Below are 18,727 nucleotides of genomic sequence, written 5' to 3'. Positions count from 1 at the left end.
GTAGCGTTCGTCCTGGCTCAGGTGCGTGTAGCTCAATGTGCAGTTCCACTTGGCGGTGAAGCTGCGCAGGCTACCGCACCTGCGCTACTTCCCGGGGCTGGAGTGATGCACTTCTAAATTGAATCCGCCACCCAACAAGCCTCATCGTGTCTTCACAAGACAGAACGGTGACCGGCAGCTTTGGGTCGATTCTGTTGAAAAACTCGATTTTCGCGCGATGGACGCTTGGCCGTCGGCGTGGTCGTCAATCGACCGGCGAAGAAGATGGGTGGGTCGAGCGCCCTTGAGCGCCAGAGACCTTTTGCTTCTTCTTGCTCGGCGGGCATCAACCGCTTGGCCATTCGCCGCAGATTCTGGGCAATGGCTGCCATCAAAAACTCATCGTGCGTCCCTTGCAGACCTCGCAGGCACAATCGATCCAGCCGCAAGATGCGTTTGAGGTGAGCAAACAACATCTCCACCTTCTTGCGTTCGCGGCGTGACCGCAGATATCGCGGCGTCGTGGCAATCTTGCGTGCGGCGTCGCGTGCATGTTCATGGGTGCTGCGCGCGATCCTGCACATCGAGGTGTTCGGACAGCATTGCTCTTTCAGAGAGCACCCTCGGCAGTCATGCTCGCTGGCGCGATAGATGATCGTGTCGGCCCTGGTCACGCCGGAACGCGGCACTTTGAAGGCACGCCTGTGCGAGCGCAGCGCGTTGCCGCCAGGACAGCTGTAAGTGTTGGCCTGCTCGTTCCACGCGAACTCACTTCGCGAAAACGTGCCATCGGAACGATCGGATTTGTTCCATGCCGGCAGGTGCGGTTCGATCCCTTTCTGTTCGACCAGCCATTCCAGCACGGTGGTTGAGCCATAGGCCGTATCGCCAATCAGCCGCTCGGGCTTCATGCCCATGTGCGCTTCGGTCCGCTCCAACATCGTGCGCGTGGCATCACTTCCGCCATGCGATGTGCAGGGCTCGCTTCCACATCCACGATCACATCGACCTTGGTGTCGATCAGGTGATTGGTGGAGCAAGCAAAAAATGCCGGGCCGCCTGGCGCGGCGGTCCACTGTGAGGCCGGATCGGTCAGCGACACATTCTTAGGCGGGTGCGTTCCTCCTCCGCGGCGTCCAATGCGTCGAGGTACTCGCGCACGGGCCGGGTTAGCGGCGTTGTCTTGTCCCAGTGCGGCCTCCGTGCCCGGCACGCCACGCTGACGGCTGGCGTCGGCCTTGATCGCACTCGCGTCCGTCGCGAATCCTTCGCCGCCGACCAGTCCCTCGCTCAGACAACGTGACAGCGTCTGTTCGAACACGAACCTGCACTTCGGGCGCCAGCTGCAGTCGCGACAGTTTTTGACGCGTCGCGATAATTCATGGGGTTGTCATAAATTAGTGTTTTATATGAATATATCTTGACTTGTGCCGCTGACGGCTAAAAATATATTGCACTGCACAAAATTTGTTGCTAGAGTGCTTGCCACACCCCCAAGCCTCGACGAGGACAAGATCATGACTCAGCAGCTCAACAACCAGCTTTTCGCTTTCACCAAGCAGTTCACCGACAGCGCTTTCAAGGCACAGTCGCTGGCCCTGAAGGGTCTGGAGACGATCGCCGGGCTGCAGCTCAAGGCTTTCGAGGAGCAGTCCAAGATCTCCGCCGAGTTCGTCTCCGAGGCGCTGGAAACGCGTGATGCGAACGGCCTGCGCAGCCTGTGGGAAAAGGGCACCAGCCTGAACCGCGACAATGCCGAGCGTTCGGTGGCCATCTCACAGGAGATCCTTGCGATCACCCAGAAGACCGCCGAGTCGCTGAATGCGCTCGTGCAGGAACAGCGTCAGGCCGCCAACGACGCCGTCACCGCGCCGGTTGCCGCCGCCAAGAAGGCTGCCGCCAAGTAATTCCGCAGCATTGCCGCGTTTTATTGCGACAAGGGGCCGAACTCGCGTTCGGCCCTTTTCGCATGAGCCGTCGCTAAAACGCAGAGGACAGCAGAAAAACGCTATGGGAGCCCGGTTTTCAGGCGACAAGGACAGGATGTCGCAGGCCGCGCGGCTTGTCGCTGCAATCGCCGCACTGATATACTTTTGCGGATTGGATCGTGGCCCGTAGCTGTATCGGTGCCGCCTGGTGCAGACCGCGCGGAGACGTTACGTGCTCAATAGTCTTGCCTCTGGTCGACGTCTCGCCTTGCGTATCATGCTGCTGCAGCTTGCTGTGGCGTTGATGGCCGGCCTCGCTTTCCTGGCGCTGGGGCGCCGCGAAGCGATGTCGGCAGCTGCCGGCGCGGTGATCGTGGCGCTGGGTACCGCGCTGCTGTCGGCGCGCTCCTTCAGCGGACCGGATGGGGCTGGCATGGCGTTGAGCCGCTTGCTGACGGGCATGATCGTGAAATGGATCGTGATCGTCGGGGGGCTGTTCATGATCCTGTTTCAATTCAAGTTGCCGCCACTGGCCGCCATCACGGGGTTGGTGGCTGCTTACGCGGTTTACCTGCTGGCGTTCAGATTCAAGGGTTGACACATGGCAAGCGAGCCACAAGGCGGACTCACCGAATACATCCAGCATCACCTAACCCACCTCACGCCGCATGCGAGCAAGAGCGGTTTCTGGGCGGTGCATGTCGACTCGATCACTGTGTCGCTGGCGCTGGGCGTGCTGTTCTGCCTGTTGTTCTGGCTGAAGGCGCGCAAGGCCACGGCTGGCGTGCCGGGTCGTGGCCAGGCGTTCGTGGAAATCGTGCTGGAGTTCGTCGATGGCCAGGTCAAGGACGTGTTCCATGGCGACCGGCGCATCCTCGGCCCACTGGCGCTGACCGTATTCATCTGGGTGTTCCTGATGAATGCGATGGATCTGTTGCCTGTCGACCTGCTGCCGTGGATCACCGAAAAATTCGGCCTCGGTCATTTTCGCGCCGTGCCGACCGCCGACATCAACATGACCTTCGCGATGTCGCTGACGGTATTCGCGCTGATCATCTTCTACAGCTTCAAGGCCAAGGGCTTCAGCGGCTACATGCATGAGCTGTTCACCGCGCCGTTCGGCGCGCATCCGGCGCTGTGGATTCCCAACTTCGCGCTCAATGTCGTCGAGCTGCTGTCCAAGCCGGTCAGCCTGGCCATGCGACTGTTCGGCAACATGTACGCCGGCGAGCTGGTCTTCATGCTGATCGCCGGTTTGTTCAGTGCTGGCGCCGGTTTGGCAGGCTGGGCGCTATATGGCGCAGGCATCATCGGCTACACGGTGTGGGGCATCTTCCACATCCTGATCATCAGCATCCAGGCCTTCATCTTCATGGTGTTGACGATCGTGTACATCTCGATGGCGCACGATCACCACTGATTTCCGCTTTTCGAATCATCCGTTTTCAACCATTTTGATCTTTCAAGTTTCAATTTCTCAGGAGACCGTCGTGGAACTCATCGCTCACATTGCTCAAGTGCAGTCCTTCACCGCCATCGCGCTGGGCCTGATCATCGGCCTCGGTGCACTTGGTGCCTGTATCGGTATTGGCGTCATGGGTTCGAAGTTTCTTGAAGCTGCTGCTCGCCAGCCGGAACTGGTACCGCTGCTGCAGGGTCGCATGTTCCTGCTCGCCGGCCTGATCGACGCGGCGTTCCTGATCGGTGTGGCGCTGGCGATGTACTTCGCTGTGGCCAACCCTCTGTTGTCGAACGTGATGAACGCTGCCGCGGCTGCTGCTGGTCACTGATTTGCCATGCCGCGGTGCCGATATGGCGGCACCGCACTCCCGCAACAGCGCTCCTGCGCTTTTGCTCGTAATACACCGTATCTACAGGTAACGCAGCGATGGATTTCAACGCGACCTTGATTGGCGAAATGCTTTCGTTCGCCATCCTGATCTGGTTCTGTGTCCACTTCATCTGGCCGCACATCAACAAGGCCATTGAAGAGCGGCAGATCAAGATTGCCGAAGGGCTCAATGCCGCCGAGCGAGCGCACGCCGAACTGAAGGACGCCGACCACAAGGTGGCGGCCGAGATCAAGGTGGCCCGCCAGCAGGCTTCCGAGATCATCGACAAGGCCCAGCAGCAGGCCAATCAGATCATCGACAAGGCCCGCGGCGAAGCCGTCACCGAGATCAACCGTCTGAAGGCGAGCGCGCAGGACGATATCGCGTCGATGGCGCAGCGTGCCCGTGACCAGCTTCGCGAGCAGGTTGGTGCACTAGCCGTGCAAGGCGCCAGCAAGATCGTGCAGCGCGAGGTCGATGCATCCACGCATAAGGCTTTGCTCGACCAGCTCGCGGCCGAGATCTGATCGATGGCACAGGCAATCACTCTCGCCCGTCCGTACGCCCGCGCCGCGTTCGAAGTGGCACATTCCGCCGGTTCGCTGGCGGCGTGGTCGCAGGCGCTGGCCTTCGCTGCCGAGGTGGCGAAGGATTCGCGTGTGGCCGATCTCGGCACCGATCCGCGGGTGCTGCCGGTCCAGCTGGTAGCGCTGCATCTGCCGACGGGTATCGCCGCCGACGCACCGTTTGCGCAGTTTCTCGGTGAAATGGCCGAGCAGCGTCGCATGGCGCTGCTGCCGGAAGTGGCTGAGCTCTACGAGTCGTTCAAGCGCGAGTCCGAGTCGCAGCTGCTGGTCAAGGTGACCAGCGCGATGGCGCTGGACGCGGCGCAGGCCGAGCAGCTCAAGGTGTCGCTGAAGCGCCGCTTCAAGCGCGAGATCGAACTGGAAACCCGGGTCGATGCGTCGCTGCTCGCGGGCGTGGTGATCGATACCGGCGCGGAAGTGATCGACGGCTCCGCCCGCGGACGTCTGGCGAAGCTGGCCACCGCGCTTTCGCATTAAAAACAGATGAAGAGTGGAGAGAAGTGAGAAACGAGTGGGAAGCAACCACCACACCGCCGCTCTTACTCACCACTCACTCCTCTCCAGTTAGTTTTACGCGAGGTCCATTTCGCGAAGAGCAAAAACCGACCGTCCATGGTCGGACTCTTGAAAAAATAAAATCTTCAGGATAACGACCATGTCCAGCACCACTTTGAATCCTTCCGAGATCAGCGAACTGATCAAGAACCGCATCGAGCAGTTCAAGCTCGGCGCGGAAGCACGCAACGAAGGCACAATCATTAGCGTGTCCGACGGCATCGTGCGCATCCACGGCCTGGCCGACGTGATGCAGGGTGAAATGATCGAGCTGCCGGGGAATTCGTTCGCCCTCGCCCTGAACCTCGAGCGCGACTCGGTCGGCGCGGTGGTGCTCGGCGAATACCAGCACCTGCGCGAAGGCGACACCGCCAAGACCACCGGACGCATCCTCGAAGTGCCGGTCGGTCCGGAACTGCTCGGCCGCGTCGTCGACGCGCTGGGCAACCCGATCGACGGCAAGGGTCCGATCGGTGCGAAGCTCAACGCGGCGATCGAGAAGGTCGCGCCGGGCGTGATCTGGCGCAAGTCGGTCGACCAGCCGCTGCAGACCGGCTACAAGTCGGTCGACGCGATGATCCCGGTCGGCCGCGGCCAGCGCGAGCTGATCATCGGCGACCGCCAGACCGGCAAGACCGCGCTGGCGATCGACGCGATCATCGCGCAGAAGGATTCCGGCATTAAGTGCATCTACGTCGCGATCGGCCAGAAGCGCTCGTCGGTGGCCAACGTGGTGCGCAAGCTCGAAGCGAACGGCGCACGGGCGAACACCATCGTCGTGGTCGCCTCGGCGTCCGAGTCGGCCGCGCTGCAGTACGTCGCGCCGTACTCCGGTTGCGCGATGGGCGAGTACTTCCGCGATCGCGGCGAAGACGCGCTGATCGTGTACGACGATCTGTCCAAGCAGGCCGTGGCCTACCGCCAGATCTCGCTGCTGCTGAAGCGCCCGCCGGGCCGTGAGGCGTATCCGGGCGATGTGTTCTATCTCCATTCGCGTCTGCTCGAGCGCGCTTCGCGCGTGTCCGAGGAATACGTCGAGAAGTTCACCAACGGTGCGGTGAAGGGCAAGACCGGTTCGCTGACCGCGCTGCCGATCATCGAGACCCAGGGTGGCGACGTGTCGGCGTTCGTGCCGACCAACGTGATCTCGATCACCGACGGCCAGATCTTCCTCGAGACCGACTTGTTCAACGCCGGCATCCGTCCGGCCGTGAACGCCGGTATCTCGGTGTCCCGCGTCGGCGGCGCCGCGCAGACCAAGATCGTCAAGAAGCTGTCCGGCGGCGTGAAGCTGGCGCTGGCGCAGTTTCGCGAGCTGGCTGCGTTCGCGCAGTTCGCCTCGGACCTGGATCCGGCCACCCGCGCCCAGCTCGACCGCGGTCAGCGCGTCACCGAGCTGATGAAGCAGGCGCAGTACTCGCCGCTGTCGATCGCCGAACTGGCGCTGTCGGTATACGCCGCGGAGAAGGGCTATCTCGACGACCTGCCGGTGAACAAGGTGCTGCCGTTCGAGAAGGGTCTGCACGCGTTCATGCACCAGAATCACGGCGAGCTGATGAAGAAGATCGTCGCCACCGGTGACTGGAACAACGACATCGAAGCCATCTTCAAGGCTTCGCTGGACGAGTACAAAAAAACCGGTAGCTGGTAATAGCGGCGGTAGCAAATCGGAAGGGCTGCCATGGCGGTTTCTTCCCACCAGCGAGCATAACGAGCGGATAGAGCATGGCCAGCGGACGCGAAATCAAAACCAAGATCAAGAGCACGCAGAACATGCGCAAGGTCACGCGCGCGCTCGAAATGGTCTCTGCTGCGAAGATCCGCCGCGCGCAGGACTTGATGAAGGCCTCGCGTCCGTATGCCCGCTCGATGCGCAAGGTGATCGCGCATGTGGCCCAGGCCAGCACCGATTTCAGCCATCCGTTCCTGACCCAGCGCGACAACGTGGCGCGGGTCGGCTACATCGTGGTGTCGACGGATCGCGGTCTGTGCGGCGGCCTCAACTCCAACCTGTTTCGTCGCCTGTTGCCGGCGATCGCCGAGTGGCAGCAGAAGGGCGTGCAGGTGGAGGTGGTGGCGATCGGTCAGAAGGCGATTTCGTTCTTCCGGCGGCTCAAGGGCATCAACCTGATCGGTAGCGTCAGCCATCTGGGCGAAAAGCCCAAGCTTGAGCAGCTGGTCGGCGTGATCAAAGTGATGATGGACGCCTATACGTCCAATGGCCTGGATCGCGTGTTCCTCGCCTACAACGACTTCGTCAATACCATGACGCAGAAGCCGACGGTCGACGCATTGCTGCCGTTGCCGCTGGTGGCGTCGGAAATGGAAGCGCACCAAGCGGCTGGCGAGTCGGCCTATGCCGGCGTCAAGCTGGAAGCGAGCCACGACTGGGACTACATCTACGAGCCGGATGCGCAGACCGTGCTGGAGCACGTGCTGGGTCGCTACATCGAGTCGGTGGTGTACCAGGCGTCGCTGGAGAATCTGGCCAGCGAGCACGCCGCGCGCATGGTGGCAATGAAGAGTGCGTCGGACAACGCGAACAAGGTGATCGGTGAGCTGACGTTGATCTACAACAAGGCGCGTCAGGCTGCGATCACGCAGGAAATCTCGGAAATCGTCGGCGGTGCAGCAGCGGTATAACCGGTGCTGCTATTGAATATTCATGGCGACGCGAAGCGGCGCCGCAACAAACACTAAAAGATCCATCCGGAGCATTCCATGAGCCAGGGTAAAGTTGTTCAGATCATCGGCGCGGTCATCGACGTCGAGTTTCCGCGCGATCAGGTACCGCAGGTGTACGACGCACTGAAGATCGACGGCACCGAGATCACGCTGGAAGTGCAGCAGGTGCTGGGTGACGGCATCGTGCGCACGATCGCGCTCGGTTCCACCGACGGCCTGCGCCGCAACCTAATCGCCCGCAACACCGGCGAAGGCATCAAGGTGCCGGTCGGCAAGCAGACGCTCGGCCGCATCATGGACGTGCTCGGCAACCCGATCGACGAAGCGGGTCCGATCGGCGAGCAAGATCGTTGGGTCATCCATCGCGAGGCGCCCAGCTACGACGACCAGGCCGCCGCGAACGACTTGCTGGAAACCGGCATCAAGGTGATCGACCTGATGTGCCCGTTCGCCAAGGGCGGCAAGGTCGGCCTGTTCGGCGGCGCCGGCGTGGGCAAGACCGTCAACATGATGGAACTGATCAACAACATCGCCAAGGCGCACGAAGGTCTGTCCGTGTTTGCGGGCGTGGGCGAGCGTACCCGCGAGGGCAACGACTTCTACCACGAGATGAAAGACTCCAACGTGCTCGACAAAGTCGCGATGGTGTACGGCCAGATGAACGAGCCGCCGGGCAACCGCCTGCGCGTGGCGCTGACCGGCCTGACCATGGCCGAGTATTTCCGCGACGAGAAGGACGCTACCGGCAAGGGCCGTGACGTGCTGTTCTTCGTCGACAACATCTACCGTTACACGCTGGCCGGTACCGAAGTGTCCGCGCTGCTCGGCCGCATGCCGTCGGCGGTGGGCTACCAGCCCACCCTGGCCGAGGAAATGGGCGTGCTGCAGGAGCGCATCACCTCGACCAAGACAGGATCCATCACCTCGATCCAGGCCGTCTACGTACCCGCGGACGACCTTACCGATCCGTCGCCGGCAACCACCTTCGCGCATCTGGATGCGACCGTGGTGCTGAGCCGCAACATCGCTTCGCTGGGTATCTACCCGGCGGTGGATCCGCTGGATTCCACCAGCCGCCAGCTGGACCCGAACGTGATCGGCGCCGAGCACTACGATGTCGCCCGCCGCGTGCAGGGCACGCTGCAGCGCTACAAGGAGCTGAAGGACATCATCGCGATCCTCGGCATGGACGAGCTGTCGGAAGAAGACAAGCAGGCCGTGTCGCGCGCGCGCAAGATCGAACGCTTCTTCTCGCAGCCGTTCCACGTGGCCGAAGTGTTCACCGGCTCGCCGGGCAAGTACGTGCCGTTGAAGGAAACCATCCGCGGCTTCAAGATGATCGTCGACGGCGACGTGGACCACCTGCCGGAGCAGGCGTTCTACATGGTCGGCGGCATCGACGAGGCGGTCAAGAAGGCCGAAGACATGGGCGCCAAGAAGGCGGCCTGATCCTGCAGCCGGGAATCGGGAATGGGAAATCGGTAAAGCAGCAGCAACGCTTTTGACGATTCTCGATTCCCCTCTCTCGATTCCCGTACGACCGAGCGTAGCGAGAGAGCATCATGACCCAAACCATTCGCGTCGACATCGTCAGTGCCGAAGCCGAGATCTACCATGGCGAAGCCGTGATGGTGGTTGCCACCGGCGAACTGGGCGAACTGGGCATCACGCCCCGCCACGCCCCGCTGATCACCCGCCTCAAGCCCGGCCACGTCGACGTGGTGCTGGCCGGCGGCGAGCGTCAGCAGTTCTACGTTTCCGGCGGCATTCTGGAAGTGCAGCCGCAGGTGGTCACGGTGCTGGCCGATACCGCCGCCCGTGCGACCGAGTTGGACGAGGCCTCCGCGCAGCGCGCCAAGAAGGAGGCCGAAGACACCTTGGCCAACCGTACCGACGCCATGGAAATTGCCGAAGCCCAGGCCAAGCTGGCCCAGGCGATAGCGCAGTTGCAGGCGCTGGAGCGCATGCGCAAGAACCTCAAGCACTGAGGTTCGCCACGCGTGGGTCCGTTCGCCGGAATGCACGCAGCCCGGTGCGGGCTCCCTGCAAAAGCATCGAAGGCCGGCCTTGTGCCGGCGTTTTTGCATGGGCACGATACAGGACTGATCAAGGCGCACACGGTTGATCGCGATGGCGAGACAGACAGGCGGTTGGCTATGCGCGTCGGCTGGATTGCTGTCGATCCTGGCCGGCTGCGCCACGACCCCGCACGCGGCGTCATCGATGCCTTCTCCCACTGGCGAGGCGTCGTGGCGGCCGGTGGCGGCGCCGGGCATGGTGCGTTATCGGCTGGCCATGGGGCAGGTATCCAGTGGTGCCACGCCGATCCGGCGGGTCACACCGATCTATCCCGCCCGCCAGCTCGCTGCATGTCCGCCGCCGCAGGACGTGCAGGTGTCATTGATCGTGGACCAGGCCGGCAAGGTCAGCGAAGTGCGTGTCCCCGACGAGGCGCAGGCCGGAGCGAGCCGGCGCCCGTTCATTGCCGCAGCCCGCGCGGCCGCGCTGCAATGGCGGTTCAATCCGTTGCAGGTCAGCCGCTGGGCCGCGGATGCCGAAGGCAACAGTCACGTGGTGGACGAGGAGACGAAGCCGTTCAGCCGCGGCTACGCGTTCCGTTTCGAATGCCGCGCCGGCCGGCCATCCGTTTCCACGGAAGCGTCCGGGGCGGCGCATCCGTAGCGGGTTCGGGGCGTTCCCGCCGCGCGAACATGGCGGTATCCCGCCTGTCGGGATACCGAACGGGATGACTCGCACCAGCCAACATTGAACCGCTGGCCGCAAAGACAGTTGTATCCTGCGCGTTCACTGATTGCCGATGCCGTGGTGCCCACATGGAAACTCCCGCCTTGCACGTGATCGTCCTCGCTGCCGGTGAAGGCAAACGGATGAAGTCGAGCCGCGCGAAGGTGCTGATGCCGCTTGCCGGCCGGCCGCTGCTGGGACATGTGCTCGCCGCGGCACGCGCGCTGCGGCCGGCCGCGATCCATATCGTCCATGGTCATCGCGGCGAGCAGGTGCGGGCGGCGTTTGCCGATCAGCCCGATTTGCACTGGGTGCTGCAGGCCGAGCAATTGGGTACCGGTCATGCGGTGGAACAGGCCCTGGGTGGTGTGCCGGCGGACGCGCGCGTGCTGGTGTTGTACGGCGACGTGCCGCTGACCCGGGCGACGACGCTGCAGCAGCTGGTGCAGGCGGAAGGCGGTTTCAGCCTGCTCACGACCCGGATCACCGATCCGCACGGTTACGGCCGGGTGCTGTGCGACGGCAACCGCAAAGTACGTGCGGTGATCGAGGAAAAAGATGCCAACGCCGACCAGCGTGCGATCAACTTGGTCAACACCGGCATCCTGGTCGCCAGCGCGAAGGCGCTGCGCGGCTGGATTAAGCGGCTCGATCGCAACAACGCCCAGGGCGAGTATTACCTCACCGACATTTTCGCCATGGCGGCGGCCGAAGCGCGCCACGCGCTCAGTGTGGAATGTGCCGATCCGGTGGAAGCCGCCGGCGCCAACAATCCGCTGCAGCTGGCCGAGCTCGAAGCCGCTTATCGCCGGCGTGCCGCCCATGTGCTGCTGGCCGACGGCGTACGGCTGGCCGACCCGTCGCGCATCGACGTGCGCGGCACGGTCGCAGCGGGCCACGACGTCGAGCTCGACATCGACGTGATCCTCGAAGGCCACGTGGCGCTGGGCGACGACGTGCGCGTGGGGGCGTTCACGCGTCTGCGAGACGTGCAGCTGGCAGCCGGTACGGTGGTGCAGCCGCACTGCGATCTCGAAGGCGTGGTCACCCACGGCCCCTGCACGATCGGCCCGTTCGCGCGGTTGCGTCCGGGTACCGAACTGGATGCCGGCGTGCACGTAGGCAACTTCGTCGAAATCAAGAAGACCCGCATCGGCGAGGGCAGCAAGGCAAACCACCTGAGCTACCTCGGTGACAGCGTGATCGGCCGTGGCGTCAACGTCGGCGCCGGCACCATCACCTGCAACTACGACGGCGTGAACAAGTTCGTGACCCGCATCGGCGACGGCGCCTTCATCGGCTCCAACAGCGCGTTGGTGGCGCCGGTGACGGTGGGTGCGCAGGCCACCATCGGTGCCGGCTCGGTGATCACGCACGATGCTCCCGAAGGCGAGCTGACCGTGGCGCGCGGCAGACAGCAGACGTTCCCCGGCTGGAAGCGTCCTTTGAAGCAGGAATGAGTGGAGAGGAGTGAGAAACGAGAGAAGGCGACGCGGCCTTTGCTCTCTCTCGTTTCTCACTCCTCTTCACTCGCTCCTCGCTCTCAGGCATAGCGCCAGCCATCGACCTCCACCAGCAGCTCGCTGCGGCAGATGTCGCCGTGCAGCAGCAGTATCGGCACGCCGGGCAGGCGGCGTTGCAGGAAATCGCTTACTTGCGGGGCGTCGGAGGGATGCCGCACATAGGCTTTCAGCGGCGAGTGGGTATCGAAGCCCACCGCCATGTCGGCGCTGGCCAGCAGCACTTCGAGGTTGGTCAGGGTTTCGTCGAGCTGGGCGGACAGGTCGTCGTGGTGCGCGGAGGCGTGGCCGACCACGGCGGCGGTACCGGAGATCGCCAGGGCATCGCGCGCCGGCAACACCATCGCGCGGGCGAAGCTCGGCGGCGTGCGGCCGTACTGGCGCGGGTAGCGCCAGGCGCTGACCTGGCGCGGGTTTTCCACTCTCGTGCCGCTCTGGTCGCAAGCCAGCAGGTAGATCTGCAGGCGGTGCGGATCGCCGTGGTGGCCGATCGCGGTGGCGGCGGGAAAGCCTTCGGCGAAGAAGTCGCCCATGCCGGCGGCGCGGCCGTCGCAGAAGTGCTTGTAGCGCTCGGCATCGCCGTCGCCTTGATTGATCGCGCCCAGATAATTCCATACGCGCAGCACATGCCGGGCGTCGCGCGCAGCGACGAAACGGTGCAGCTGTTCGTAGGCCCGCTGCGCGGTCGCGTCGGGACCGCCGTGTTCGCGTTCATCCAGCTCGATCGCCGCGAACAGCCAGCCGCCGCCGCTGGCCCAGCGCAGCGCACCGTCGCGGCCACAGCTCACCGGGCCGTCGACCTGCCACAGCTCCAGCGGCGCGGGTGTGTCGAAACTTTCCAGAGCGACCTGCAGATAACGCGGATCGGCGCTTGCCGGAGCGCCCGCGGCGAAGCCGAACAAGGCCAGCGTACCGGGTTCGTTCAGCGTGCCGGCGACGTCGGCGAAGCGGTAGGACACCCGCGGCGCGCGGCGCGGCAGCGGGTCGATCTGTGGGTTTTCACATCCCTGAATCATGGAGCACGGCCGGGGAACGACGAGGGCGCTATGTTACACTCCGCGCCCAGTGCCACCGGGGGGAGGCAATGCAACAGGCGTACGGAATCGAGCATGGCGGAACAGACAGCGGCACAGCAAGAATTGGCCACGTTGATCGTGGCATGCCTGAACCTCGAAAGCGTGACGCCCGAACAGATCGACCCCGATGCGCCCCTGTTCGGCGGCGAGCTGGGGCTGGATTCCATCGATGCGCTGGAAATCGCGCTGGCCGTGTCCAAGCGCTATGGTTTCCAGTTGCGCTCGGACAATCCGGACAACAAGCAGATCTTCACCAGCCTGCGCACCTTGTCCGCGCATGTCGAGCAGAGCCGCGTCGGCTGACGCTTTCGCTTGATGCCGCTGTCGTCACGCCGCGTTTCGTTGTCAGTGTCAGGCTTGCGGTCCCGAGGGAGCCATCGTGGAGCCCGGCATGAGGTCTGTTTCCCCTTCGCCTGAAAGCACGCCGCGGCGCCATGCGCTGCTGCTGTTCCCGGCATACCCGCTGCTGGCGCTGGCCGGCGCGGTGACGCACCGGCAGGTCTTTGCGTTGCTGGCGCTGGCTGTGTTGCTGACCGTGTTGATGTTGCCGCGTCTGTGCACGCTTCGCGCGGCCGCCTGGCTGGTCTGGCTGGGAGCGCTCACCGCGCTGCTGCTGCTGTCGTTGTATGGCTTTGCCGGCTTGCTGCTGGAAGCCGTGCCGGTGCTGATCAATGCGCTGTTGGCCTGCTGGTTCGGCCGCACGCTGGGCACGGCCGAACCGCTGGTGGCGCGCTTCATCACGGCGCTCGAGGGCGCCGAACGGCTGCGGCAAGCGGGCGTGGCCACGTATGCCCGCCAGGTCACCTGGTTCTGGACGCTGTTGCTGGGCGGACAGGCGGTGCTGCTGAGCGTGTTGCTGCTGTGCGCCGAGCACACCGGTTTGCTGGCCCACTTCGGCATCCCCTCGCCATGGCCGGTACCGGAACGCTGGGCCGCGGCGTGGCTGGATCTGGGCGGTTATCTGCTGCTGGCTGCCGCGTTCCTGCTCGAGTACGCCTATCGCCGCTGGCGGCTGCGGCACCTGAGCCATCCGGGCCTGCACGACATGCTGCTGAAGCTGGTCCAATACTGGCCACAGCTGCTGCGCGGCAAAGGGGCGACAGCGTCATGAGCGGGCTCAGTTTCGAACAGGCGTTGTGCATCGACGCGAGGCATCCGGCCTTGGCCGGCCATTTTCCGGGTCAGCCGCTGGTGCCGGGAGTGATCCTGCTGGAGCAATTGGCGCTCGCCCTGCGCGCATGGCGCGGACAGGCGCTGGCCGGCGTGCCGGAGGCGAAATTCGTGGCGGCGCTGCTGCCGGATCAGGTCGCCGCCCTGCGTTTGACGGAAGCGGACGCGGAGCGCTCGCGATTCCGTTTCGAGATTCGGCGTGACGGCATCCTGCTGGCACGCGGCATGATCGAGGGAGCGGCATGAGTACGAGCGAACATTGGCAGAACCGTCCGGAAGGCGGCGGTCGTTTCGCGCTGTGGCTGATCCGCACGATCGCGTTGCGTGGCGGCCGCCGGCTGGGCCGGTTATGCCTGTATCCGATCACGCTGTACTTCTACCTGCGGCGCGGACCGGAGCGGCTGGCATCGAAGCAATACCTGCAGCGTGCGTTCGGCCGTCCAGCCACGCCGTGGCAGGTGCTGAAGCACATCCACTGTTTCGCTGCCACGATCCTGGACCGGATCTTCCTGCTGGCGCATGGCGAGAAACCCTTCCGTATCGAGACGCAGGGACTCGAGCTGCTCGACCAGCGCGTCGAGCAGGGGCGGGGCGTGCTGCTGTTCGGTTCGCATCAAGGCAGTTTCGAGGCATTGCGGGCGATCGGCGCACGCCGGCCGGGGCTGTTGCGGGTGGTGCTGGACAAGCAGAAGACGCCGGCGATGACCGAGCTGCTGGAGGCGCTGGCACCGGAGGTGGGAGCCTGCGTGATCGATGCCGCGCAGGACGGCACCTCGATCGCGCTGGCGATGGCCGAGGCCTGCCGGGACGGTGCGGTAGTGGCGATGCTGGCCGATCGCGGCCGCGGCCATGAAGTGTTGCGGCGTACCGAATTCCTCGGCTCATCGGCGCCGTTTCCGGTCAGCCCGTGGTTGCTGGCGCATGCGTTGCAGGTGCCGGTGGTACTGTGTTTTGGCATCTATCTGGGTGGCAACCGCTATCGGCTGATCTTCGAGCCGCTGAGCGATCGGGTCGAGATTCCGCGCCATGCCCGCGGCCCCGCGCTGGACGCGTTGATCGCCCGCTATGCGCAACGGTTGGAACACTACATCCATGTCGCTCCCTACAACTGGTTCAATTTCTATGATTTCTGGCAAGACGCGCCTCCCGCTGCTGCTGAGCCTGCTGCTGCCGTGGTGGGCGAGCGCGTCGGCGTCTGAGCCGGGCACGACCCCGCCGGCGACGGCGTCATCCGCGTCGGCGTTGATTGCCGCGCTGGGCCAGCCGGCGCCGGCGCATACGGCGTTCGCCGAGGCGCGCTTCCTGCAGGTGCTGGCGCGGCCGCTGGTGGTGTCCGGCGAGTTGTCGTGGCTGGGTGGCGATCAGCTGCAGCGGCGCGTCGATCATCCGCGACAGGAAACCGCCACCATCGCCCATGGCGAAGTGACCCAGCAGCGCGACGGCAAGAGCCCGCGCCATTTCTCGCTGACGCGCGCGCCGCAGCTGCAGGTCTTGCTGGACAGTTTCGTGGCGTTGCTGAGCGGCGATGCCGGCCGGTTGCGGCAGGCGTTCGAGATCCGGCAGACCGGTGACGCGGCCGGCGCATGGACGCTGACCCTGGTGCCGCGCGACGCGAAAGTGGCGAAGACCGTCGCCAGCATCACCATCGACGGCTACGCCAGGGAGTCGCGCTGCATGCACATGCAGGAAGCCGACGGCGACCTTGCGATCGACCTGCTCGGCGCGCTGGCCGCCAAGATGCCGGCACAGCCCACCCGCGAGGCGCTGCAGGCGCTATGCCAGGGCACGCCCTGAGCATGCGCCGCGGCGCCCGCGCGACACTGCTGATCGCCTGGCTGCTGGCACTGGCCGGGCTCGGCTGGATGGTCAGTCAGCGCCTGAAGATCAGCACCGACCTGCGCAGCTTCATGCCGGCGCCGACCACCCCGGATCAGCGCCTGCTGATGGAGCAGGTGGGCGAGGGGCCGGGGTCGCGCCTGCTGCTGCTGTCGATTGGCCGCTCCTGCGCATCCGGCAATTGTTCCTTGCATTGCTCTGACTCCGGCATCCATGCCGTCGCCTGCGCTCGCGGCGCTGGGCCATCCATGGCCGGCGCGGGCTCGTCGGACGAACGACTGGCTGCGCTCAGCCAGGGACTGGTCGCCGCGCTGAAGAACGACCCGCGCTACAGCCAGGTGCTCAACGGCAGCTTCGACCTCGGCGCGCTGGACGCCAAGCTGCTGCCCTACCGCTACCTGCTGTCGCCGACGCTGGATACGCAACCGCTGGACGAGGCGTATCTGGCCGACCAGCTGCAGCAGCGGCTGGATGATTTGTCCTCGCCCGCCGCCAGCTTGCTGAAAGGCCTGCTGCCGCGCGATCCCACGCTGGAGGTGCTGAAGCTGGCCGAGCTGTGGACGCCGGCGAAGTCGCCCGAACTGCGCGAGGGCGTATGGTTCTCGGCGCAGAACGAGGCCTTGCTGCTGGTGCAGACAGTCGCTGCCGGTTTCGATCCGGGTGCGCAGCAGCAGGCGATCGACGGCATCCAGCGCGCATTCCATGCATTGCCCGGCAGCGCCGGTGCGAAGCTCGAACTGAGCGGGCCGGGCTATTTCAGCGTGGTGGTCGGCGCGCAGACGCGGCATCAGGCCGACTGGATCGGGCGCATCTCCACGGCGGGATTCATCGCGCTGCTGCTGCTGGCGTATCGCAGCTTCAGTTCGCTGCTGCTGTCGGCGCTGCCGATCGCCAGCGCCGCGCTGGCCGGCATCGCGGCGCTGACCGTGGCGTTTTCCGAAGTGCACGGAATCACCTTGGCGTTCGGCTTCACCTTGCTCGGCGTGGCGCAGGAGTACCCGATCCGCGTGCTCAGCCATCGCCGTGCGGGCGAGGATGCGGTGCAGAGCGTGCGCGCGCTGTGGCCGCTGCTGCTGACCGCGATCGCCTCGGCCTGCATCGCCTATCTGGCGTTCTATGCGTCAGGCGTGAATGGCCTGAAGCAGCTGGCGGTGTTCACCATCGTCGGCCTGCTGGTCGCCGGCTTCAGCACGCGTTATCTGCTGCCGCACCTGCTGCCGCGACGCGTCCGCGACGTAGCCGACATGCGCTGGCTGGCGAAGGCGCGCGACTTCGTCGACCGCCTGCAGCGGCCACGCTGGATTCCGTTGCTGGTGGCGGTGGCGATCGTGGCGATGCTGGCCGTCGCGCCGCGGCCGTTCTGGCAGAACAACCTCGCCGCGCTGACCCCGTTGCCGCAAGACCTGCTGCAGCACGATGCGCGCCTGCGCGAGGCACTCGGCGCGCCGGACGTGCGCTATCTGCTGGTGCTGCAGGCGACCACCGAACAAGGCGTGCTGGCGTTGTCGGAAAAGCTGCAGCCGCTAGTCGATGCCCTGGTGGCGAAACATGCGGTCGATGCGCTGGAGCTGCCGTCGCGTTACCTGCCGACGGTGGCGCGGCAGCGCGCGCGTCAACAGCAGTTGCCGGACCCGGCCACCTTGCGGAAGACATTGAACGAAGCCTTGCAAGGCCTGCCGTTCCGGCCCGATCTGTTCCAGCCGTTCCTGGCCGATGTGCAGGCGGCGCGCACGCTGCCGCCGCTGACGCCCGAGCGGTACGCACAGACCCCGCTGGGCCAGCGGCTCGCCGCGATGCTGGTGCAGCGCGACGGGCACTGGCTCGGCCTGGGCACGGTCAGCGGCGTGCACGATGTGGCTGCCTTGCAGGCGCTCGGTGAAAACTTCCACGGCGCGGTGCGCCTGCTCGACCTGAAAGCAGCTTCCGAATCGCTGGTGGTCGACTATCGCACGCGCATCCTGCAGGCGTTGCTGGTCGCCGCGATCCTGTTGGTGCTCACCATCACGTTCGCGCTGCGCAGCCTGCGCCGTGCCTGGCATGTGCTGGCGCCGATGACGCTGGCAACGTTCCTGGTGCTGGCGGTGGAGCGCGTTGCCGGCGTCGAGATCTCGCTGTTCCACCTGGTCGCGCTGATCCTCGCCGGCGGACTGGGCCTGCATTACGCCTTGTTCTTCGAGCGCGACACCGGCGATCCCGCCGAGCAGCGGCGCACCTTGCACGCCACCATCGTGTGCGTGTTGTCGGCGCTGCTGGTGTTCGGCATGCTGGCCTGGGCCACGATTCCAGTGCTGCGCGCGATCGGGCTCACGGTGAGCCTCGGCGTGGCGTTCCATTTCTGCCTGTCGATCCTGATGGCCCCGCATGCTTCCGAAGACTGACTGGGCTTCACTGATTCCGCACGCCGGCACGATGTGCCTGCTGGATGCCGTGCAGGCGTGGGATGCGAACACGATCCACGCGACCAGCGCAGGCCATGCACGGATCGACCATCCGTTGCGCGGCACGCAAGGCCTGCACGCAGTGCATCTTGCCGAGTACGGCGCGCAGGCGATGGCGGTGCACGGTGCCTTGCTGGCGCGCGCGCGCGGCATCGAGGGAGTGCGCCCCGGCCGGCTGGCCAGCCTGCGCGACGTGCGGTTGTTCGAGGAATACGTCGATCGGCTGGATGGCCATCTGGACGTCCATGCCGAATGCCTGTACGCCGACGATGGCGGCGCGCAGTATGCGTTCCGCGTCGAGCATCGCGGCCGGCTGCTCGTCAGCGGCCGTGCTGCCGTCATCCACCCCATCACCTGAGCATCGAGCGAGTGTCGC

The 18,727-nt window shown here is 64.9% G+C and carries 20 protein-coding genes and 1 pseudogene; 19 read left to right on the top strand and 2 right to left on the bottom strand.

The features are described 5' to 3' along the window. Positions 1 to 326: 326 nt before the first annotated feature. Positions 327 to 1,306: pseudogene (locus tag ACFPPB_RS06335) on the bottom strand (transposase); the annotation flags it as partial. Positions 1,307 to 1,496: 190 nt separating this feature from the next. Here ACFPPB_RS06335 and ACFPPB_RS06330 point away from each other — a divergent pair. From ACFPPB_RS06330 to glmU, 12 genes are all read left to right on the top strand, one after another. After that, positions 1,497 to 1,886, top strand: coding sequence for a phasin family protein (locus ACFPPB_RS06330; RefSeq protein ID WP_377325460.1), 390 nt, complete (start codon positions 1,497 to 1,499; stop codon positions 1,884 to 1,886). A gap of 229 nt (positions 1,887 to 2,115) precedes the next feature. Beyond that, a complete protein-coding gene (locus ACFPPB_RS06325) occupies positions 2,116 to 2,505 on the top strand; it encodes a hypothetical protein (protein ID WP_377325458.1) in 390 nt (129 codons plus the stop codon). A gap of 3 nt (positions 2,506 to 2,508) precedes the next feature. Continuing rightward, on the top strand, positions 2,509 to 3,327 hold the full coding sequence (gene atpB, locus ACFPPB_RS06320) for a F0F1 ATP synthase subunit A (protein WP_377325456.1): 819 nt from the start codon (positions 2,509 to 2,511) through the stop codon (positions 3,325 to 3,327). A 70-nt stretch (positions 3,328 to 3,397) separates the two neighbouring features. Continuing rightward, a complete protein-coding gene (gene atpE, locus ACFPPB_RS06315) occupies positions 3,398 to 3,697 on the top strand; it encodes a F0F1 ATP synthase subunit C (protein ID WP_377325454.1) in 300 nt (99 codons plus the stop codon). 98 nt (positions 3,698 to 3,795) lie between these two features. Beyond that, positions 3,796 to 4,266 (top strand): F0F1 ATP synthase subunit B, encoded by a 471-nt coding sequence (locus ACFPPB_RS06310; protein WP_377325452.1) that lies wholly within the window; start codon positions 3,796 to 3,798, stop codon positions 4,264 to 4,266. A gap of 3 nt (positions 4,267 to 4,269) precedes the next feature. Further along, positions 4,270 to 4,803, top strand: a complete 534-nt coding sequence (locus ACFPPB_RS06305; RefSeq protein ID WP_377325450.1) for a F0F1 ATP synthase subunit delta — start codon at positions 4,270 to 4,272, stop codon at positions 4,801 to 4,803. A 178-nt stretch (positions 4,804 to 4,981) separates the two neighbouring features. Beyond that, positions 4,982 to 6,532: a F0F1 ATP synthase subunit alpha gene (atpA, locus tag ACFPPB_RS06300; protein ID WP_377325448.1), complete on the top strand. Its 1,551-nt coding sequence runs from the start codon at positions 4,982 to 4,984 to the stop codon at positions 6,530 to 6,532. A gap of 74 nt (positions 6,533 to 6,606) precedes the next feature. Next, positions 6,607 to 7,524 (top strand): F0F1 ATP synthase subunit gamma, encoded by a 918-nt coding sequence (gene atpG / locus ACFPPB_RS06295; RefSeq protein WP_377325446.1) that lies wholly within the window; start codon positions 6,607 to 6,609, stop codon positions 7,522 to 7,524. Positions 7,525 to 7,602: 78 nt separating this feature from the next. Beyond that, the gene (atpD, locus tag ACFPPB_RS06290; RefSeq protein WP_377325444.1) at positions 7,603 to 9,015 is read left to right on the top strand and encodes a F0F1 ATP synthase subunit beta; all 1,413 of its coding nucleotides are present in this window, start codon (positions 7,603 to 7,605) and stop codon (positions 9,013 to 9,015) included. A gap of 113 nt (positions 9,016 to 9,128) precedes the next feature. Continuing rightward, positions 9,129 to 9,554: a F0F1 ATP synthase subunit epsilon gene (locus ACFPPB_RS06285; RefSeq protein ID WP_377325442.1), complete on the top strand. Its 426-nt coding sequence runs from the start codon at positions 9,129 to 9,131 to the stop codon at positions 9,552 to 9,554. Between the two features lie 235 nt (positions 9,555 to 9,789). Next, on the top strand, positions 9,790 to 10,248 hold the full coding sequence (locus tag ACFPPB_RS06280) for a hypothetical protein (RefSeq protein WP_377325440.1): 459 nt from the start codon (positions 9,790 to 9,792) through the stop codon (positions 10,246 to 10,248). 152 nt (positions 10,249 to 10,400) lie between these two features. Then, entirely contained in the window at positions 10,401 to 11,771 is a 1,371-nt protein-coding gene (glmU, locus tag ACFPPB_RS06275; protein ID WP_377325438.1) for a bifunctional UDP-N-acetylglucosamine diphosphorylase/glucosamine-1-phosphate N-acetyltransferase GlmU, read from the top strand. A gap of 83 nt (positions 11,772 to 11,854) precedes the next feature. On the opposite strand, the gene ACFPPB_RS06270 is transcribed toward glmU, so the two are convergent. Further along, positions 11,855 to 12,847 (bottom strand): chorismate transformation FkbO/Hyg5 family protein, encoded by a 993-nt coding sequence (locus tag ACFPPB_RS06270; RefSeq protein ID WP_377325436.1) that lies wholly within the window; start codon positions 12,845 to 12,847, stop codon positions 11,855 to 11,857. A 93-nt stretch (positions 12,848 to 12,940) separates the two neighbouring features. Here ACFPPB_RS06270 and ACFPPB_RS06265 point away from each other — a divergent pair, with 93 nt between their 5' ends. The 7 genes from ACFPPB_RS06265 to ACFPPB_RS06235 all read left to right on the top strand — a co-directional run bounded on the left by ACFPPB_RS06265 (position 12,941) and on the right by ACFPPB_RS06235 (position 18,709). Next, entirely contained in the window at positions 12,941 to 13,210 is a 270-nt protein-coding gene (locus ACFPPB_RS06265) for a phosphopantetheine-binding protein (RefSeq protein ID WP_377325434.1), read from the top strand. An 88-nt stretch (positions 13,211 to 13,298) separates the two neighbouring features. Next, positions 13,299 to 14,018 (top strand): COG4648 family protein, encoded by a 720-nt coding sequence (locus tag ACFPPB_RS06260; RefSeq protein WP_377325432.1) that lies wholly within the window; start codon positions 13,299 to 13,301, stop codon positions 14,016 to 14,018. After that, positions 14,015 to 14,323: an ApeI family dehydratase gene (locus tag ACFPPB_RS06255; protein ID WP_377325430.1), complete on the top strand. Its 309-nt coding sequence runs from the start codon at positions 14,015 to 14,017 to the stop codon at positions 14,321 to 14,323. Before ACFPPB_RS06260 ends, ACFPPB_RS06255 begins: the two co-directional genes overlap by 4 nt. Continuing rightward, positions 14,320 to 15,276 carry an LpxL/LpxP family acyltransferase gene (locus ACFPPB_RS06250; RefSeq protein ID WP_377325428.1) on the top strand — a complete coding sequence of 319 codons (957 nt, stop codon included), beginning with the start codon at positions 14,320 to 14,322 and terminating at the stop codon, positions 15,274 to 15,276. Before ACFPPB_RS06255 ends, ACFPPB_RS06250 begins: the two co-directional genes overlap by 4 nt. After that, complete coding sequence (locus ACFPPB_RS06245) at positions 15,200 to 15,871, top strand: LolA-related protein (protein ID WP_377325426.1); 672 nt, start codon at positions 15,200 to 15,202, stop codon at positions 15,869 to 15,871. The genes ACFPPB_RS06250 and ACFPPB_RS06245 overlap by 77 nt, the downstream gene beginning before the upstream one ends. After that, positions 15,853 to 18,291 carry an MMPL family transporter gene (locus tag ACFPPB_RS06240; protein WP_377325424.1) on the top strand — a complete coding sequence of 813 codons (2,439 nt, stop codon included), beginning with the start codon at positions 15,853 to 15,855 and terminating at the stop codon, positions 18,289 to 18,291. The genes ACFPPB_RS06245 and ACFPPB_RS06240 overlap by 19 nt, the downstream gene beginning before the upstream one ends. Continuing rightward, complete coding sequence (locus ACFPPB_RS06235; protein WP_377325422.1) at positions 18,275 to 18,709, top strand: hotdog family protein; 435 nt, start codon at positions 18,275 to 18,277, stop codon at positions 18,707 to 18,709. The genes ACFPPB_RS06240 and ACFPPB_RS06235 overlap by 17 nt, the downstream gene beginning before the upstream one ends. The last annotated feature ends 18 nt before the right edge of the window (positions 18,710 to 18,727 follow it).

It is taken from the genome of Rhodanobacter terrae (genome assembly GCF_042657005.1).
GTDB lineage: Bacteria > Pseudomonadota > Gammaproteobacteria > Xanthomonadales > Rhodanobacteraceae > Rhodanobacter > Rhodanobacter terrae.
The sequence above is the reverse complement of the archived record's forward strand: the minus strand, read 5'-3'. Positions and strand labels throughout refer to the sequence as shown.

Coding starts and splice junctions, on each gene's coding strand:
- atpB (WP_377325456.1), top strand. CDS start 2,509: ATGGCAAGCGAGCCACAAGGCGGACTCACCGAATACATCCAGCATCAC.
- ACFPPB_RS06310 (WP_377325452.1), top strand. CDS start 3,796: ATGGATTTCAACGCGACCTTGATTGGCGAAATGCTTTCGTTCGCCATC.
- ACFPPB_RS06235 (WP_377325422.1), top strand. CDS start 18,275: ATGCTTCCGAAGACTGACTGGGCTTCACTGATTCCGCACGCCGGCACG.
- ACFPPB_RS06285 (WP_377325442.1), top strand. CDS start 9,129: ATGACCCAAACCATTCGCGTCGACATCGTCAGTGCCGAAGCCGAGATC.
- ACFPPB_RS06255 (WP_377325430.1), top strand. CDS start 14,015: ATGAGCGGGCTCAGTTTCGAACAGGCGTTGTGCATCGACGCGAGGCAT.
- ACFPPB_RS06330 (WP_377325460.1), top strand. CDS start 1,497: ATGACTCAGCAGCTCAACAACCAGCTTTTCGCTTTCACCAAGCAGTTC.
- atpA (WP_377325448.1), top strand. CDS start 4,982: ATGTCCAGCACCACTTTGAATCCTTCCGAGATCAGCGAACTGATCAAG.
- glmU (WP_377325438.1), top strand. CDS start 10,401: ATGGAAACTCCCGCCTTGCACGTGATCGTCCTCGCTGCCGGTGAAGGC.
- ACFPPB_RS06260 (WP_377325432.1), top strand. CDS start 13,299: ATGAGGTCTGTTTCCCCTTCGCCTGAAAGCACGCCGCGGCGCCATGCG.
- ACFPPB_RS06305 (WP_377325450.1), top strand. CDS start 4,270: ATGGCACAGGCAATCACTCTCGCCCGTCCGTACGCCCGCGCCGCGTTC.
- ACFPPB_RS06280 (WP_377325440.1), top strand. CDS start 9,790: ATGCCTTCTCCCACTGGCGAGGCGTCGTGGCGGCCGGTGGCGGCGCCG.
- ACFPPB_RS06265 (WP_377325434.1), top strand. CDS start 12,941: ATGGCGGAACAGACAGCGGCACAGCAAGAATTGGCCACGTTGATCGTG.
- ACFPPB_RS06270 (WP_377325436.1), bottom strand. CDS start 12,847: ATGATTCAGGGATGTGAAAACCCACAGATCGACCCGCTGCCGCGCCGC.
- atpD (WP_377325444.1), top strand. CDS start 7,603: ATGAGCCAGGGTAAAGTTGTTCAGATCATCGGCGCGGTCATCGACGTC.
- ACFPPB_RS06245 (WP_377325426.1), top strand. CDS start 15,200: ATGATTTCTGGCAAGACGCGCCTCCCGCTGCTGCTGAGCCTGCTGCTG.
- ACFPPB_RS06240 (WP_377325424.1), top strand. CDS start 15,853: ATGCCAGGGCACGCCCTGAGCATGCGCCGCGGCGCCCGCGCGACACTG.
- ACFPPB_RS06250 (WP_377325428.1), top strand. CDS start 14,320: ATGAGTACGAGCGAACATTGGCAGAACCGTCCGGAAGGCGGCGGTCGT.
- atpG (WP_377325446.1), top strand. CDS start 6,607: ATGGCCAGCGGACGCGAAATCAAAACCAAGATCAAGAGCACGCAGAAC.